This window comes from Halanaerobium sp. (assembly GCF_003070835.1).
Genome location: NZ_QBLR01000062.1, coordinates 1 through 17014, shown reverse-complemented (window position 1 = coordinate 17014; position 17014 = coordinate 1). Strand labels below are relative to the sequence as shown.

Here is a 17014-nt window from a genome sequence, read left to right as displayed (position 1 = left end):
TTATGTGTCTGAAATGAAGAGTTTTAATTATTATTGGAGATATTTACTGCAAATTTTTTATTCTTTTTTAAGAAAAAATTGTACAAAGCAAAAAGCTCAGAAGAACTTGAATTTAAAAATATAGAGGTCGAAAGAAAATCTCACAGTGATCAAATAGTTGAAGACTGGATTTCCGGAATTGATATCAATAAATATATTTACTCTGCCTACATTAGAGCAGAAAAGTAGGATGAACAAAAACACTGTGATTTTCACTATTGGGCAGTAACTTTGTTCATTTTCTTTAAAATGCTTTCAATTTAGTGTACAATTAATAACTGTAATCTGAGAGGCTGGAGTGGATATGATGAATCAAAAACTAAAAAATGAAGCAAAGCAAAGTGAAAATCTTGAGCAGCTGGCTGAGCTGGCAAGGGGTTTAAGTCATCCCCACCGGCTAAAGATCATTAAGATTCTGGCTGAACTGCCTGCAGATAATCAGTGTATGGTCAGCAGTATAGTTGATCAGCTGCCGATTGCTCAGTCAACAGTTTCACAGCATCTTAAAATTTTGAAGGAGACAGGCTGGATAGAAGGCCGGATTGATGGCCCGAGAGTCTGTTACTGTATCAATGAAGAAGTATTTTCAAAATATATAGAAAAGCTTGATCAATTATTTAAAAGATTATGATTTATTTCACTTGAACCTGGTACAAATAAGTGGGGGTGAAAATTATGGCTGGAAATAAAAGAATCAATATCAAAAAAGGTTTAAAAGTAAAAGTTGTGCAGAAAAAAGATCAGCGGAGTGGAAATTTAACTGAAGGTGTTGTCAAAAGAATTTTAACCAATTCGGCAACTCATCCGCATGGAATTAAAGTTATGCTCGAAAGTGGAAAAGTTGGCAGAGTCAAAGAAATAATTGAATAATATGAGTAGTCACTACCCATGTCCCTGAGATATGGGTAATTTTTTTTGGTTATTTACTCATATTTATTTTAAAGAGCCGTGATAACCTGTATAATATATGTAGATAACTTAAAAATATGTAAGTCAAAATTCAAAATAAGGATGATAATATGCTGAATATAATCAAAGGATTTTTTCAAAAAATGAAGGACAAAAAGGCTTTTAAGGCAGGAATTAAAAAATTAGATAACGGTTATTATAAAGAAGCTAGCGGGATACTCTTACCGCTGGAGGATAGTCCCCATCTCAATCAGGAAATGCTCTATTTTAATCTGGCCGGAGCTTTAATCGGTCAGGATGAATTAAATAAGGGAGAAAAGTACTTAAAAAAAGCAATTGAGATTGAAGCCAAACAGGATTATCTCTGGGCCACCCTGGCTGAAGTTAATATCCTGCAGCAGAAGTGGGATAGTGCCGAAAAAGCAATTAAAAAAGCGCTGAAGTTGGAGCCGGAAAAGAAAATTTACCAGACTAAAAAAGATGTAATCTGCGGCAGTGAAGAATTAAAAGAGAACTATTTAGAATATTTTAAGCTACTTAAAGAATCGATTGAAGAACAGAAGCAGGAAAACTGGAAAAAGGCAGTTGAGCTTTTAGTTAAAGCAGTAGAACATTATGATAAAACAGGTTATGTCTACAACCAGATCGGAGCAATTTATAATAATAATCTGGGCAATAAAGAGCTGGCAGCAGAGTTTTTCAAAAAGGCAATTGAAAGAGAGCCGGAAAATGAGGTCTTCAAGCGCAATTTAAAACAGGTTTTAAGATAATTCAATAAAATAGACGGATCATGCATTAAAAAGTAGGCTTAATGATGCTATTAGACTACAAAAAAGTGCGAATCTTGTTGATAAATAAGTCAAAAAGAAGTATAATTGAATTAGAAGATAGGCTCAAAACTAATTTAAGCCTACAAAGAGGTGCAAAATTATGTCTGATTTTAATTATATTAAGGAAAAATTTATAATGAATGGTGGAGTTCTAAAAACTGCTGAACTAAATGAATTTGGCCTGAGCAGCAGGCAGATAAAAAAGCTGCTGGATAATGACAAAATTGAAAAAATTAAATATGGTTACTATACCCTTAAAGATTATTTTCCTAGAGAAGAAGTTCTCATTGCGCGTCTTTTTCCGGAAGCAGTAATTTTTTTGGAAAGTGCCCTGCGATTTTATAATTATATTGATCGTATTCCCGTATCCTGGCAGCTTGCTGTAGAAAAACACAGTAATCCTGGGAAATATGATATTTCATATTTTAAGATAAAACCATTTTATATTATAGAAAAATATCAGAAACTGGGTATTGAAACTTATGAAATTGATAAGGTTAAGGTTAAAGTTTATGACAGAGATAAGAGTATTTGTGATTTGATTAGGTATGAAGATAAAGTTGATTCGGAAATTTTTAGCACTGCTCTGAGAAACTATATAAATGACGAAAAGAAGAATATTAACTCGCTAATAAAGTATGCTCAAATACTGAATATTAGAGAGAAAATAGATAAATATATAGGAGTGTGGGTCTAATGAAAGATATGGCTGCTTCTGTGCTGGCCAGGCTAAAAAATGAGTCCAGTTCAAGAGGCATCAGATTTCAACAGCTGATAATGCTTTTTGCGCAGGAAGAATTAGCACGAAGAATCTCAAAGTCCCGTTTTAAAAACAACTTAGTTTTAAAAGGAGGATTTCTTTTTTTTATTATTAGTAATACTCCGTTTAGGCCTACTGTAGATGCAGATTATTCTTTGAAATAATTTTCGAATAATTTAGAAAATATTAAAATGATGGTTGAGGAAATATTTAGTATTGAAACGGAAAATAAACACTATTTTAGATGATTTTGAAAAGGTAGAACTTCTGTCATATCCGCTTGAGACAATAATTTCGGAAAAATTGCATGCTATTGTATCAAGAATGGAGCTGACAAGTAGAAAAAACCTCCGCTTCAAGCTGCTGTAAAAAATAGAGAAATCAACTCCAACTGGGATCCAGAAAAGCTCCGCTGGTTTGAAAAATAACCCAGGATTTTTCCTGATTATCATTGTTCTACCTGACCAAATATAATATAATGGAATATAGACCTAAATTGGAGGCCGAAAAATTTTAACAGCTCAAAAACTAAAAACTGGCTTCCAAATTAAATATTGAAGTTGATTTAATTGACCTGAAAAAAGCCTCTACAGTTTTTAAGGCGCAGATTATTCAGGGAAAGCTGCTTTATGCTGAAGATAAGCAGCAGAAGCAGCAATTGATATAGCGATGCATATTGTAGCAGAAAAGGAGCTTGGAGTGCCTCAAAATAGTCGCGAGGCCTTTGAGCTGCTGACTCAAAATAAGTTAATCAGTAAAGAGATGGCAGATAAATTGAAAGCTATGGTCGGTTTTATAAATATTGCAGTCCATGAATACCAGAAGTTGAATCTGAAAATTGTAGAGGCAATAATAGAGAATGAAATTGAGGAAATTAAAGACTTTTCTTTAAAGATGCTTCAAAAAATGGCAGAAAATAATTAGCAATACAGGAGTTGAAAGAATGAGCAGCAGGGATTTTATTAAAAATTTAGTATCCAATAAAATATACAGACGTGGCATAAACTATTACAATCAGGGTCGGGTACTGCAGTACAGAATCAATAAGCTTGAGCCCAATCTCTATCAAATTTCTGCTCAGGTTTCCGGCTCGAGGCGCTATGAGGTTAAGTCTGAAATCAGACTGCACGAAGCCAGCCTGGAATTAGAAAGTAGCTGTGACTGTCCTTACGACTGGGAAGAATACTGCAAACATGAGGTAGCTGTGCTCAATAAATTTATGGAAGAAGATTTTCGCTCGCCCAAGGTCAGCTATGAGCCGCAGTTTGAGGAAGAGGAAATATCGGAACTTAGATTTTCCAGTCAAGAATCTGACTTTGACATTGTGGAGCAGCGAATTGCTGATCGCAGTTTTAATAATTTACTGGAAATAACTAAAAATTATGATCAGAGTGAGCTGCCGAAGCTGGAATACAGTGTTAAGGGGATTTTAAATCAGGCCCTGAAAAACTTTAAGCTGATTTTTGATTCTAATTATCTCAGCCAGCAGCAGCTCGAGGAAGTTGTAAATTCCTTAAATGATGATTACGACTATGTTTATTATCGTGACGGCCTGCTGCAGAAATATTTTTACGGTGAGGAACTTAAGCTTTTAGAAGAACTGTCAGCTTTGAGAAAAAGTAAAGGGCGGGGCAGTTCTCTGTTATTAAATAAAAATCAAGAAAACCTGAATTTTCTGCTGGAACTGAGCCAGAAATTCAAACTGGAGCTGGAGGAAAATGGAGTTACAGTTAAAAAAGGAAAAACTCTGCAGCCGGAGCTCAAGCTCAGTGGTGATTTAGAAGAAATAAAAATTGAACTTAAAGATAATGATTTCCCAATTTATCAGGGGAGTGAAGACCAGTGCCGCTGGACTCTAATCGGTAATAAAATTCATAAAGTTGATTTCTATAATTTTGATGAACTGCCGACCAATTTTTTAATTCCTGCTCAGAAGAAGGGAGAATTTTTATTTGAAATCCTGCCGACTCTGGAGAAAAATCTTAAACTCGAGACTGCAGAAGAACTGCAGGAGTATGAGTTAATCAAAGAAAGCCCGCTGGTCAATTTAAAACTTGATTACAAAAAACAGCAGATTAGCTGTGAGCTGGAAGTGGAATTTGCAGGCGAGAAATACATCAACACAGAACTTTTAGGACTGGATACTGATAAAAATATTTATAAAAAAGATGAAAATGCCCCTCAGCTCTGGCACGGGCGGGACAATAAGGCCCTGGCAGAAGTGATTGACTTTTTGGATGAATATAATTTTAAGGTTCGCCCCGAGCATTTTATCATCAAAGATAATGCCGATATTCAGGAATTTATCACTGATGGGATGACTCACCTGCCTGAGGACTGGAATGTCGAAAGCAGTGAGAGCTTTGACCAGATTGAGATTAAGGAAGTCAAGCTGGAGCCAATTGTCGAAATTGATGACAGTGAAGGGATAAACTGGTTTGATTTTTCTATCAGTTATAATCTTGGCGGCAAAACTTACAGCCGGCAGGAGCTGCAGCAGCTGATCTCCTATAATAAAAAGGGAGAGGCCTATATTAAACTCGACAATCAGTACTTTATTTTAGAAAGTGGTGCTGAAGAAGAAAAGGTTGAGCAGATGCTTAATGATGCTGAAGCCAGGGATGAAGGTTATAGGGCTCCCTACCACAACCTTTTATATTATAAAAATCTGGTCGAAAAAAGTGGGATCCATTTTAAAGGCAATAAAGTCTTTAATGAGCTGGAAGCTGAGATTAGTGGGACTAATGTGGTCAAGAAAAGAGAGATTCCAACTGAAGTCGAGGACAAACTGCGTGATTATCAAAAAAACGGTTATCACTGGCTGCGCTTTTTGCATAAATATCACTTCGGCGGTATTCTGGCTGATGATATGGGACTCGGTAAAACTCTGCAGATGCTGACCCTTCTAAAAAGTTTAAAGCCTAAAAAGCCGGCTCTGGTGCTCTGTCCCCGGACTTTAATCTATAACTGGCAGGAAGAGTCAGATAAGTTTTTTGCTGATCTAAAAACTCTTGTTTACTATGGAACTCCTGCTGAAAGGATAGAGATGCGTAAAGATTTCAGCGACTATGATTTAATTATTTCTTCCTATTCAACGATCAGCAGAGATGTGGAGGAGTTAAACGCTGAGGGCATAGTTTTTTCGATCTCAATTTTAGATGAGGCCCAGCATATCAAAAATCACCGTACTAAAAGAGCTAAAGCGGTTAAAAATATTGAAGCAGAATCAAGGCTGGCCCTGACCGGTACTCCACTTGAGAATTCAATTGAAGAGCTCTGGTCCATTTTTGACTACCTGATGCCCGGCTATCTTGGGAATTACAGTTATTTTAGAAATAATTTTATTACTCCGATCAGCAAAAATAACGAAAAAGAAAAGTTAAAGGAATTAAAGGAAAGAGTTGCTCCCTTTATCCTGCGCCGCCGTAAGGAAGAGGTTCTAAAAGAGCTGCCGGAAAAAATAATTAATGTTCATCCGGTCAGTATGACCCAACTCCAGGAAGATAGCTACCAGACAGTGCTCGCTGAAGTTAGAGGTGAGCTGGAAGAGACAGTTGCCGAAAAAGGTTTTAATCGCTCCCGGATCAATGTGCTGGCAGCACTGACAAAACTCAGACAGATCTGTAATCATCCTTCACTGGTGCTCGGAGATGAAGGTAAGGCTCATAATTCGGGTAAGCTGGAGGCTCTGCGGGAGCTGCTCAGTGATGCTTTAAGTGGCGGCCACAAGCTGATTATTTTCAGTCAGTTTGTAAAAATGCTAAAATTGATCAGAAATGATCTAGACCAGCAGGGGATTAATTACAGATATCTCGACGGCTCGACCCGCAACCGAATGGAAAGGGTGAGAGAATTCAATAATGACCCGATGATTGATGTTTTTTTAATCAGTCTTAAGGCAGGAGGAGTTGGCTTAAATCTGACGGCAGCCGATATGGTGGTCCATGTTGACCCCTGGTGGAATCCTATGGTAGAAAGACAGGCCACAGATCGCGCCCACCGCCTCGGTCAGGAAAATCGGGTGATGGTTTATAAAATGATTACCAGAGGCACAGTAGAAGAGAAGATGCTCAAACTGCAGCAGCGCAAGCAGGATCTATTTGATAATGTGATTGAGAATAATGTAAATCCGATTAAGGCGATCAGCTGGGAAGATATTCAGGATTTACTGGCCTATAAATAACTGTTTTATAAATAAAACTAATGAGGAGCGCAGAATATGGAAGAGTTTATTGCTAAAGAAGAACTTTATCAGACGATTTTTAAGAGGAAATCAATCAGAAAGTATCAGCAGCAGAAGCTATCAGCTGAGGAGCTGCAGGCTATTAGGAATTTTTTAAAAGAGGCAGAAGTAATTGATCCAGAAATTAATTTTGAGGCTAAAATTGTGGATTCAGATCAGGTGAAAAGCCTGATTCCAATTAAGGCACCTCACTACCTGCAGTTTTTTTCAGAAGAAAAAGGGGATTATCTTTTAAATGCCGGGTTTATCCTGCAGCAGCTTGATCTTTTTCTGGCAGCAAATAATTTGGGCAGCTGCTGGTTTGGAATGGCCAAACCAAAAAAAGAAATCATTGCCGATTCAGAGCTTGAATATGTGATCACCCTGGTTTTTGGCCGGGCTGCAGAAGAAAATATCAGAGATTCAATTGAGGATTTTGATCGCAAAACTCTTTCTGAAATCAAGGAAGGTAATGATCATTATGATTTATTAGAAGCAGCTCGCCTGGCACCATCTGCGACTAACGGTCAGCCCTGGTATTTTAAGGTAGAAGCTGATCGAATCCATCTCTTTCAGAATGAGCCCAATTTCATTAAAAAGTTTTTCTACGAAAAGATGAACAGAATTGATATGGGGATTACTCTCGCTCATATCTGGCTGGCAGCAGTAGAACATGATTATAACTTTAAATTCAAAAAGTATTCTCAGGCGCCAGCTGTTGTTGAGGGGTATAATTATCTGGGGACAGTTGAAATTTAAAGATAAAGTTCATGTTAAATATAAAAATATAGAATAGTTACAGGAGATGATTTAGTGAAAAGAAAGATAATTATTGATACAGATCCCGGCATAGATGATGCGGCAGCACTGGCAATTGCTCTCAATAATCCGGAGCTGGAAGTTTTAATGCTGAGCACGGCTGCCGGCAATGTTAATTTAGATTATACAACAGAGAACGCAAAGAAGATTTTAGATTTTTTTGAGAAGGATACTCCCCTGGCCCGCGGTAACTCTCTGCCCCTGCTCAGAGAATATGAGGATGCCAGTCAGTTTCACGGAGAAACCGGGATGAACGGCTATGATTTTCCCACCAGTGAGCGTCAGGTTTTGCCCCAACACTCGGCAGTGGCAATGAAAGAAATGATTCTGGCCAGCGAAAAAAAGGTTACTCTAGTTACGATTGGGCCGCTGACCAATGCTGCTTTACTGCTCAGCATGTATCCAGAAGTTAAAGCTAAGATTGAGGAAATTGTGATTATGGGCGGCTCGACCATTGGCGGCAATACCAATACAGCAGCTGAATTTAATATCAAGGTTGACCCGCATGCAGCCCAGATGGTTATTAACTCCGGTCTGCCAATAACTATTTTTGGTCTCCGGGTGACTACCAGAGCGCTTTTGAGCAAAACTGATATTGAAGAAATTAGTGAGCTGGGAGAAGCCGGTGAGCTGCTTTATTCGCTTTTCAGTCACTATCGGGGTGGAGATATTTACGGAACGGGTTTAATGATGCACGATATCTGCACAATCTGCTATTTATTGGAGCCAGAAATCTTTGATTATCAAAAAACTCATCTGGAAGTTGCTCTCGATGGCCCGGCTGCAGGAACTACTGTTGCTGACCTTTATTCCCGCTATACTGAAGAGAAGAATGTTAAGCTGGCTGTGGATATTGACCAGCAGAAATTTAAAGACTGGGTGATTGAGGAAATATCTAAGCTTAAATAAATTTAATATTTAAAGGTGAAAATATTATGGACTTTAAAAATATAGGCTCACTGATTATAATTTTTGGCGTGATAACCGTGTTTGTTGGAGCAGTGATTTATTTTTTCGGCGGCTCACTCTCCTGGTTTGGCAATTTACCGGGAGATATAAAAATAGAAGGTAAAAACTTTAATTTCTACTTCCCGCTGACGACCATGATTTTAGTCAGTATTTTTTTGAATATTGTGCTTAGAATAATTTTCTATTTCTTTAAATAAGAGTTAACTCGTTCGGAAAAGAACTAAAAACAGATACTTAAATTAACCTCTAAGAGCCAGGGTAACTGGCTCTTTTTCTTTTGCCTTCATTTCTGCTATAAAATCCTGATAGTTCTCATTTTCAACAGCAATTTGAGTATAAGCTTTAAGTGCATGATATTTAAGCCAGGGATCACTGCTTTCTGAGATTATATTTTTCAGCAGCTCAGCCAAATCAGCAGCCTCAGCTCCAAAAGTTTCTAAAAGCTCAAGTAGAAAATACTGGGCTTCAGAACTGAGTCCAAGCTCATTTCTTTTAAGCAGCAGATTTTTTAAGGGAACTAAAACTAGAGGTTCAGCTAAATCAGCTGCAGCTGCTGCCGCCTTTTTCTTGACTGGGTAAGCTTCCTCAATAATTAATTTTAAAAGCTCTGCACTGATTATTAATTTCTGTCGCTCATATTTTTCACTCTGAGCCAGCGCCTCAGCTATTAGTTCAGAGCTGAGATTAAATTTAAGTGCTCTTTTGATAATTAAATCTACCGGGACCTGATTAAGCTGGGCCGTAAGCTGCAGATAAAAAGTACAACTTTTACTGGAGCCGCAGCTGTGCAAATAATTTTTAATTATCTTTTCAACTTTTAATCTCTGCGCCTTATTTTTCTGACTGATGAGACTGCTTAATCTTGCTGCTGCCTGATTTTTTAAATTCTGATTTAAATAGGGTGCCAGCTTTAAAATTAAAGAAAAGTTATGGCTCTGCCCAAGATAAAAAGAGATGGTTTTTAGCAGGAAATAATAAAGTAGAACTAAGCTAATTAGAAAAGTTATAATTTTTATAAGCCCAAATTGATAGTAGAAAAGCAGCAGCAGAGGCTGGAGTAAATACAAAATGGCTGAACTAATTAAAAAGATAAAAATTCCGCTCAGTGAATACTTCTGCCAGCAGAGATAGAAAAAGATGAGCCCCGCTAGAGTTATTGATAAATAAATTATAATCTGCAGCCTGAGGTAGAAGCGGCTGGCCTGGCTTAAAGCTTTAAAGGTATTAATTCTGCCGGCTCCAAGTTTTCCTTTCGCAAAGAGAGGATCATTAATTTCTGCAGCAGTAGTTTCAATAACTTTAAGTCCTTCTTCAATACTAAGTTCCGGCCTCAGGCTTAAAACATTTGCCAGTAGAGCGGTAAGCTGGGGAGCGGCAAAGGAAGTTCCACTGATTTTATAGCTGCGGCTGTAATTTAAAGCAGGCAAATAGTCTCTCTGCGTAATTTCTATAACTCCAGGAGCTGAAAAATCTACCTGACTGCCATAATTTGAACCGGGCATTTTCTGAGCCTCAGCCAGAGCTGCAACAGCAGTCACCTCACTAAAGGCAGCAGGATAGGTGAGCCGTTCCCGATTATTGTTGCCAGCAGCTGCTATCAGAACAATGTTTTCAAGCTCTGAAATCTTTTCTATAATTTCTTTTTGAAAATCACTTTCTTCAAAACCAAGGCTGATGTTGACTACGATTTTTTCTTCCGGGTGTAGTCTGGCATAATTATAAATTTCATTTAAAGAATTCAAATATTTACTTTTATCAATCCGCTTTATAATGTTTTCTGCCGAAAAAGCTCTTATCTCAGCTCGACTCAGGCTGCGGATGATGGCTGCAACCTGACTGCCGTGGGAGCTTTTAGGTTGAATTTTAAGAGCAGGACTTTTAAGAAATTCTGCTTCAACTTCTGAATCTAAAATGAATATTTTAACCCGATCACTGCGCAATAGTTGATCTTTCAGCTGAAAAGAGACCATAAAGATACTTAATAAAATTAAAAGAAAAATTAGTGTTTTTTTGATAGTCGCTCCTCCTTTCAGCAGCTTTGTAAAATAATTATAACATAGATTTAGTGAAAAGATTAATAATAAAAATTTGAAAATTAAAAAAGGAAATCGGTTTACTATCTATAATATTATATAGTAGGAAAGATAATTTTTAAAACTAGTAGAAATTAATCGAGTCAAAAAATTAAAGGAGGAATAAAGATGATTCCAACACGTAAATTAAAAACTGGTGATGAGATTCCTGTTATTGCTTATGGTACCTGGGATATTGCCGAAGAAAATGTAGGCGAAAAAGTTGAAATTGCCTTAAAGGCAGGTTATAATCACATTGATACTGCGGAGGGCTACCACAATGAAGCGGGAATTGGAGAGGTTTTAAAAGATTATGACCGAGACGAGTTATTTATAACTTCAAAAGTACTGCCTTCGAATTTAAATTATGAAAGCGTTATCAAGGCCTGTAAGCGTTCCCTGGAAAAATTAGGGACCGACTATCTTGATCTTTATTTAATCCACTGGCCAAATCCTGCAATTTCTTTAAGAGAAACTCTGCAGGCAATGAAGTACTTAGTTGATCAGGGCCTGGTTAAAAATATCGGTGTCAGCAACTTTTCAGTTTATCAGTTAAAGGTTGCCTTAAAGATTACTCAGGTGCCAATTACAGTTAATCAGGTAGAATTCCACCCCTGGTTGTATCAAAAAGAGCTGCTTGAAGTCTGTGATCAAAATGATGTAGTGCTTGAAGCCTCAGCACCTCTAGCTAGAACTGAAGTTTTAAGTGACCAGACTATTGTAGAGCTGGCAGATAAATATGATAAGTCTCCGGCGCAGATTGTGCTTAAGTGGGAACTGCAGAAGGGTATTGTGCCTCTGCCAAAATCTAAGTCTGAGGGTCATATCAAGGAAAACTTAGAGTTGTTTGACTGGGAACTTCAGGCAGAAGATGTGGCAGCAATTGATAATATTGATCACCAAAAGAGAGTATATATGATTACCCTTGATGATGAAACTTATGGAATTAGTTCTTAAATACTTGTTCTCTGAATAGAATTTATTAATTAACAGGCACCCTGTTTAAGTCAGGCTGCCTGTTTTTCATAAATAAAACCCACTTCCTGAGGAAGTGGGTCAGTTGAGTTAATTAATACCTTTATTCAGCTTCCGGTCCATATTGTTCAAAAACCAGCAGCATATTTTTCATTTCAAAGTAAAAAGTATGACTGGAAATTGTGGAACCAGCAATTATATCGACTTCTGGATCAAAAGATGCTTTCAGACTTAGACCGTAATATCTGCTTAAAAACTCTTCTTGTCTCATTTCTGGGTGGTGATCATTGGCATCAAGAGGCTTCCATTTTTTAATTACGGCCATACTTTCTTCAGTTTTAGAATTGTTTGCCATACCGATTACTGCAATAAAATCTTCCGGGTGAGAGTAGATAATGGTATTGACCCAGCTACCATACCCAATAAGTTCTCCATCTTTATGCAGGGGAACAAAAGGATACTTTACTTCATTTCTTTCTGGATAGAAAATATCTCCAGCTTCATCAGCATCAGCTAATTCAACTAAAGCATTTACATAATCCTCTACAGTTCTACCGGTTGAAATTTCCTGCTTATCTCCGCCACCAACAACATCAAGAGTGTGAGTTGTTGCAAAGGCCAGACCTGAGAATGTTAGAACAAAAACTAAGATCAAAGAAACAACTAAACTTTTTTTCATTTTTTGTTACCCCCTAAGTAATTTTAAAATATTAATATTAGTGATAATAATAACTAATTATGTTATATATATCACATAACTCAATATCATTATACCACTGAACTAAAAATCTGTCAATGCTTTCAGAATATTAAATCGAAATATTTTTCACAACTATTAATTGCTGATCAAAACACTCATTAATCAGAATTAATAAAAAAATCTGAAAATAAAGCAGGAACTCTACTTCTGGTATTGAATATATATTAATAGACAGACATCAGTCGTCTGACAAATCACAAAATACTAGGAGGGTTTTAAGTTTATGCTTAAAAAGTCAAAAAGATTAATGTTGGTTGTTTCACTCTTTATGGTTTTTGCTCTTATCTTTACAGCGGCAGCTCAGGCAGAAGTTAAGAATGTGATCCTGTTAATTGGTGACGGTCTGGGAATGGGCCAGATTGATATGACTCGCTATCTTGCCGGTGATAAAGACCACGAGCTAGAATTAATGAAACTACCTGAAACAGGAATCATGATGACAAGCTCTACTGAAGGAGTTACGGATTCAGCGGCAGCAGGAACTGCAATGGCAACCGGCCATAAGGTTTACAATGGTGCAATTGCAATGAATAAAAATGGTGCTGAACTTGATTCTGTGTTAGATTTTGCTCAGGTTAGAAAAAAAGCTACTGGTGTAATCAGTACAAATATGGTTACAGATGCAACTCCAGCTGCCTTTATTGCTTCAGTAAAAGATAGAGGCATGGGCGGCGAAATTGCCAGGCAGGCTATTGCTAATAATGTAGATGTAATGCTCGGTGGTGGCCGTGAAGACTTTATGGAAGAAGAAGCCGGGGAAGATTTAATTGCTAAGGCAAAAGAAAAGGGTTATCAGTATGTATCTGATAAAACACAGTTAGAAAAAGTTGTACATTTAAATGGAAAACTTCTTGGTCTGTTTAATGAATCTTATATGAACTATATTAATGACCGGGATGATCTTGGATCTAATGAGCCTACAATGGAAGCAATGACTAAAAAGGCAATTGAAGTTCTTTCTGAAGACGAAGATGGATTCTTCTTAATGGCAGAGGGAGCAAGAATTGACCATGCAGCACACGCAGCAGATGTACCTGGTGTAGTTGCAGAAACTCTTGATTTTGATGCAAGTGTTAAAGTTGCAATGGATTTTGCTAAGAAAAACGGAGACACCCTGGTAATTGTGACTGCCGACCATGAAACTCTTGGTTTTTCAGCAACCGAGCCAATAGAAAAAGAAGCATTAATGAATATTGGTGTTTCTCCAGAGTATATGGCGGGCCAGATGACAGAAAAAGAAAATGGTAAAGGATATACTGTAGAGAGTGTTAAGTCTGTTTTTGAAGAATACGCTGATATTTCTCTAACTGACGCAGAAGTTGCCAGATTTAATGAGTTAATCCTGGATGAAGAAGGCAATATCAAGTATTCTTATCTTGTAGGATACGAAATTGGTTCAATTATAGCTAATGAGTATCAGGCAGGAGTTGTCAATACAGAAATTAGAGCCAATTCTTCAACAGGTGGCCACACACTTAATTCAGTACCAGTCTTTGCCTATGGCGAAGGAGCTGAAAAATTTAATGGTATGATGCAGAATACTGAATTCTCAGATCTGCTCTTTGATTCCATGAGACCGTAAATAGATTATTATAAATAAAATCCAATAGTTTGATTTAAATATACTTTAAAAATGGTGGTGGGGTTAAGCCTTACTGCCATTTTTTGTTGGAAATCTCGAATAAATTAAGCTGAAAAAATATTTATAATTTAATAATCTTCTGTTATAATTAAAATAATTCGGAGTCTAAATTTAGGCTTAATAAGAATTAAAAATTTAACTGAGGGGTAAGATAATGAGAAAAAGTTTCGTTTATTTAATTGCACTGTTATTGATTTTCGGAGTTAGTTCAGCAGCAATAATCAGGCAGTGATTATTCAAAAATAATTTAAATAACTGCCGAAAATTATAACTTGACATAAATTTACTAATCCTGATATACTTAAAGATGCTATAAAGGGTTAAGAGCTCTTTTTAACAAAGGTAAACTTATCGTGAGGTAAGGACACAAAGCTGAGGGTCTCTTGGAGAGATAGCCGGCTGCTAAAAGGAGGAAATGATGGAATTTAATTTTAAAAAGATCAGTGGTTTTACTTTGCTTTTGTTAATCCTATTTTTGAATTTTTTCGGTACTGCTGATTTAGTTGAGGCTGCCGGGAAGCCAAAAACATTAATTGAAAGAAGTATCTCAGCAGAAGCCAGAATCCCTATTTTTCAAAGAGTAGAGGTGCTTGAGAAGGCAGATGTTGACTATACTTTTCTAATGACTAATTACAACGGCAGCAGAGAAATTATTGTAGAGGCTGGTCTAAAAATTGAAATTTTAAGTAATACTGACTGGAATCTCCGTTTGAATAACAGAAATTTAAATGCACAGGTTTTAATCAGAAAGGCCGGGCAGAATAATTCTGACTGGCAGAATCTAAATTCTACTACAGCTAAATTTAGTGGAGATAGGGGAGTAGAGAAGCTAACTTTTGATTTGAAATTTATTCTTGACCCTGCCGCTAGAGCTGCAGTTAATAATTTAGAACTTGATTTAAGACACAGTATTAACCCTGTTTTATATTAAATTTAAATAAAAGGCAAAAAGAGCTGGAAAAAATATCAGCTCTTTTTATTTTTTAACTTATCTAAAAGGCTGCCAACTCTTTTTTTGGCTGCCTTTTTTTCGTTTTCTTTTAACTCCAACCTAAGTTCTAAAATGCTTCCTTCCACAGTCCCCTCGGGCAGTTCACTTAACGGCAGATAAAAATCAACTTTTTCTTCCGGCCTGATCAGCTCTTTTGAACCGGGTACAAGTGATTCAAATCACTTGTACCCGGTTCAAATAGATTTAATTGAAAAAGCCGTTTAAGCAATGTATACTTATAATAAGTAAATAATAATGATTTAAATCGAGGTGAATTAAGTTGGCTAAAAACCTGGAAATTACTATTTTAGCAGAAAATACAGTTGAAAAGAGAAAACTGCTGGCTGAACACGGCCTTTCATTTTATTTTAAATATAACGGGAAAGAGTATCTCTTTGATACTGGTCAGGGAGAGGTCCTGTTTTTAAATACCAAAAAAATGGGAATAGATTTGGGAAAAATTGATACAGTTTTTTTAAGTCACGGTCATGATGACCATACAGGTGGTTTAAAGAAACTGCTGAAAATTAATCCTCAGGTCAGGGTTTTTGCTCACAGCGAAGTTTTTCTGCCTAAATATAAAAAGGTAGGATCTGAGCTCGAGTTTATTGGAACAGAGCTTGCAGAATCTGAAATTAAAAATTTTGAGGCAGCTGAAACTGCAATCGCTGCAGCAGCAGGTATTTATAATACAGGAGAAATTCCGGCTCGACAGGAGACTTATCTCAATCCCCGATATGTGGTTGAAAAAGATGGCAAGGAAATTACTGATCCCTTTAATGATGATACTTCTTTATATATTGAAACAGAAAGTGGGATTGTAATTCTGCTGGGCTGCAGTCATAAGGGAGTAAAAAATATAATTAATGAAATCAAAGCTGAAATTGGAAATAGAAAAATTGCTGCCATTTTAGGTGGAATGCACCTCAAGCGAGCCAGCAGAGAAAGTATAACAGATTTGATCGACTATTTTAAGGAAATTGATTTTGAACTTCTGGCTCCGGTGCACTGTACCGGGCGGGAGGTAGCCATGAAATTTAAAGAAGCTTTTGGTGAGCGAGTCAAGCTGGCTTCAGTGGGTGATAGATTTGAATTTTAATTTTTTGGAGGCAGGATAATGGAATTTAAACAAATTAAAAATAATAAGGTTTATGAACAGATTATTGAGCAGATAAGAGAATTGATTTATGAAGGTGAACTTAAAAAGGGTGACAAGTTACCTTCAGAAAGACAGCTAAAAAAAGATCTGGGTGTGAGTAGAGCTTCAATTAGGGAGGCTTTCAGCGCTTTGGAGATGATTGGTCTGATTGAAAGTAGGCCGGGAGAGGGAACATTTATCAGGGATTCTTTTGATGAAGATATATTTAATCCTCTTTCGCTCATATTACTTTTAAATGATAATGTGGCCGAAGAACTCCTGGAGTTGAGAAGAGTGCTGGAGATTGACTGTGTAAAGCTGGCAGCAGAGCGGGCAACAGAAGCTGAAATTGAAGAACTGCAGTCATATATTGAAGATCTGCTTTCCAGTTCGGGTTATGAGGAAGAAAGTATTAAGGCAGATAAAATGTTTCATTATACTATTGCCAGGGCCAGTGGTAATAAGGTATTATTGTTTTTTATGCGCTCGATTTCGGAAGCAATGGACTTTCACATCAAAAATACCCGGACCAAGCTAGTTTCTAAGAAAGAGACAATGACAGATTTTGCCAGTCAACATCAGCAGATTTTTAAGGCTCTAAAGGAGCATAATCCCGAACAGGCTGCTGCAGAAATGAAAAATCATTTAGATTATGTAGAAAAACTGATCAATAAAGAAATTGAAGGCTAAAAGGCGCAGAAAGTTAAAAAAGTAATTAGTATAAATTGTAAATAAAATATAAAGTTAGAATTAATTTCAAAAATCCGCCGTAAAAGGCGGGTTTTTTTGGTTTGCCTGGCATGAATATTTGCTAATCAGTGAAAGTCTGATGTGGGGGTTAATAGTGCCAACCACTAGCTGAAGACAAGGGTGTCCATCGTGAGGTGG

20 protein-coding genes and 1 riboswitch are annotated in these 17014 nt (G+C 36.9%); of the genes, 17 read left to right on the top strand and 3 right to left on the bottom strand.

Annotated elements, in window-relative coordinates:
• Positions 1-33: 33 nt before the first annotated feature.
• The 12 genes from CI949_RS08465 to CI949_RS08410 all read left to right on the top strand — a co-directional run bounded on the left by CI949_RS08465 (position 34) and on the right by CI949_RS08410 (position 8745).
• Positions 34-228 carry a hypothetical protein gene (locus CI949_RS08465; RefSeq protein WP_290765184.1) on the top strand — a complete coding sequence of 65 codons (195 nt, stop codon included), beginning with the start codon at positions 34-36 and terminating at the stop codon, positions 226-228.
• Between the two features lie 118 nt (positions 229-346).
• On the top strand, positions 347-670 hold the full coding sequence (locus CI949_RS08460; protein ID WP_290765172.1) for a helix-turn-helix transcriptional regulator: 324 nt from the start codon (positions 347-349) through the stop codon (positions 668-670).
• A gap of 44 nt (positions 671-714) precedes the next feature.
• Positions 715-909: a YwbE family protein gene (locus tag CI949_RS08455; protein ID WP_290765169.1), complete on the top strand. Its 195-nt coding sequence runs from the start codon at positions 715-717 to the stop codon at positions 907-909.
• Between the two features lie 149 nt (positions 910-1058).
• Positions 1059-1718 (top strand): hypothetical protein, encoded by a 660-nt coding sequence (locus tag CI949_RS08450; RefSeq protein WP_290765167.1) that lies wholly within the window; start codon positions 1059-1061, stop codon positions 1716-1718.
• Positions 1719-1878: 160 nt separating this feature from the next.
• The gene (locus CI949_RS08445) at positions 1879-2475 is read left to right on the top strand and encodes a type IV toxin-antitoxin system AbiEi family antitoxin domain-containing protein (RefSeq protein WP_290765164.1); all 597 of its coding nucleotides are present in this window, start codon (positions 1879-1881) and stop codon (positions 2473-2475) included.
• Positions 2475-2702, top strand: coding sequence for a hypothetical protein (locus tag CI949_RS08440; RefSeq protein WP_290765161.1), 228 nt, complete (start codon positions 2475-2477; stop codon positions 2700-2702). The genes CI949_RS08445 and CI949_RS08440 overlap by 1 nt, the downstream gene beginning before the upstream one ends.
• Positions 2703-2754: 52 nt before the next feature.
• Entirely contained in the window at positions 2755-2907 is a 153-nt protein-coding gene (locus tag CI949_RS08435) for a hypothetical protein (protein ID WP_290765158.1), read from the top strand.
• A gap of 300 nt (positions 2908-3207) precedes the next feature.
• Positions 3208-3462, top strand: a complete 255-nt coding sequence (locus CI949_RS08430) for a type VII toxin-antitoxin system HepT family RNase toxin (protein WP_290765156.1) — start codon at positions 3208-3210, stop codon at positions 3460-3462.
• A 19-nt stretch (positions 3463-3481) separates the two neighbouring features.
• On the top strand, positions 3482-6721 hold the full coding sequence (locus CI949_RS08425; protein WP_290765154.1) for an SNF2-related protein: 3240 nt from the start codon (positions 3482-3484) through the stop codon (positions 6719-6721).
• A gap of 36 nt (positions 6722-6757) precedes the next feature.
• Entirely contained in the window at positions 6758-7519 is a 762-nt protein-coding gene (locus CI949_RS08420; RefSeq protein ID WP_290765151.1) for a nitroreductase family protein, read from the top strand.
• A gap of 54 nt (positions 7520-7573) precedes the next feature.
• Positions 7574-8488: a ribonucleoside hydrolase RihC gene (gene rihC, locus CI949_RS08415; protein WP_290765148.1), complete on the top strand. Its 915-nt coding sequence runs from the start codon at positions 7574-7576 to the stop codon at positions 8486-8488.
• A gap of 26 nt (positions 8489-8514) precedes the next feature.
• The gene (locus CI949_RS08410) at positions 8515-8745 is read left to right on the top strand and encodes a DUF2905 domain-containing protein (protein WP_290765145.1); all 231 of its coding nucleotides are present in this window, start codon (positions 8515-8517) and stop codon (positions 8743-8745) included.
• A 42-nt stretch (positions 8746-8787) separates the two neighbouring features.
• Here CI949_RS08410 and CI949_RS08405 read toward each other — a convergent pair whose 3' ends face one another.
• Positions 8788-10488 carry a S8/S53 family peptidase gene (locus CI949_RS08405; RefSeq protein WP_290765144.1) on the bottom strand — a complete coding sequence of 567 codons (1701 nt, stop codon included), beginning with the start codon at positions 10486-10488 and terminating at the stop codon, positions 8788-8790.
• A 261-nt stretch (positions 10489-10749) separates the two neighbouring features.
• Between CI949_RS08405 and CI949_RS08400 the strand changes: the two genes are divergently transcribed.
• On the top strand, positions 10750-11577 hold the full coding sequence (locus CI949_RS08400; protein WP_290765142.1) for an aldo/keto reductase: 828 nt from the start codon (positions 10750-10752) through the stop codon (positions 11575-11577).
• Positions 11578-11698: 121 nt separating this feature from the next.
• Here CI949_RS08400 and CI949_RS08395 read toward each other — a convergent pair whose 3' ends face one another.
• Entirely contained in the window at positions 11699-12274 is a 576-nt protein-coding gene (locus CI949_RS08395) for a hypothetical protein (RefSeq protein ID WP_290765132.1), read from the bottom strand.
• Positions 12275-12578: 304 nt separating this feature from the next.
• Between CI949_RS08395 and CI949_RS08390 the strand changes: the two genes are divergently transcribed.
• Both CI949_RS08390 and CI949_RS08385 read left to right on the top strand, forming a co-directional pair.
• Positions 12579-13937, top strand: a complete 1359-nt coding sequence (locus CI949_RS08390; protein WP_290765129.1) for an alkaline phosphatase — start codon at positions 12579-12581, stop codon at positions 13935-13937.
• A 391-nt stretch (positions 13938-14328) separates the two neighbouring features.
• Positions 14329-14404, top strand: a riboswitch (cyclic di-GMP riboswitch).
• A gap of 11 nt (positions 14405-14415) precedes the next feature.
• Positions 14416-14928: a hypothetical protein gene (locus tag CI949_RS08385; protein WP_290765126.1), complete on the top strand. Its 513-nt coding sequence runs from the start codon at positions 14416-14418 to the stop codon at positions 14926-14928.
• Between the two features lie 35 nt (positions 14929-14963).
• On the opposite strand, the gene CI949_RS08380 is transcribed toward CI949_RS08385, so the two are convergent.
• Positions 14964-15134 (bottom strand): DUF3006 family protein, encoded by a 171-nt coding sequence (locus CI949_RS08380; protein ID WP_290765187.1) that lies wholly within the window; start codon positions 15132-15134, stop codon positions 14964-14966.
• A 134-nt stretch (positions 15135-15268) separates the two neighbouring features.
• Here CI949_RS08380 and CI949_RS08375 point away from each other — a divergent pair, with 134 nt between their 5' ends.
• Both CI949_RS08375 and CI949_RS08370 read left to right on the top strand, forming a co-directional pair.
• On the top strand, positions 15269-16087 hold the full coding sequence (locus CI949_RS08375; RefSeq protein ID WP_290765123.1) for an MBL fold metallo-hydrolase: 819 nt from the start codon (positions 15269-15271) through the stop codon (positions 16085-16087).
• Between the two features lie 18 nt (positions 16088-16105).
• On the top strand, positions 16106-16816 hold the full coding sequence (locus CI949_RS08370; RefSeq protein ID WP_290765120.1) for a FadR/GntR family transcriptional regulator: 711 nt from the start codon (positions 16106-16108) through the stop codon (positions 16814-16816).
• Positions 16817-17014 lie beyond the last annotated feature (198 nt).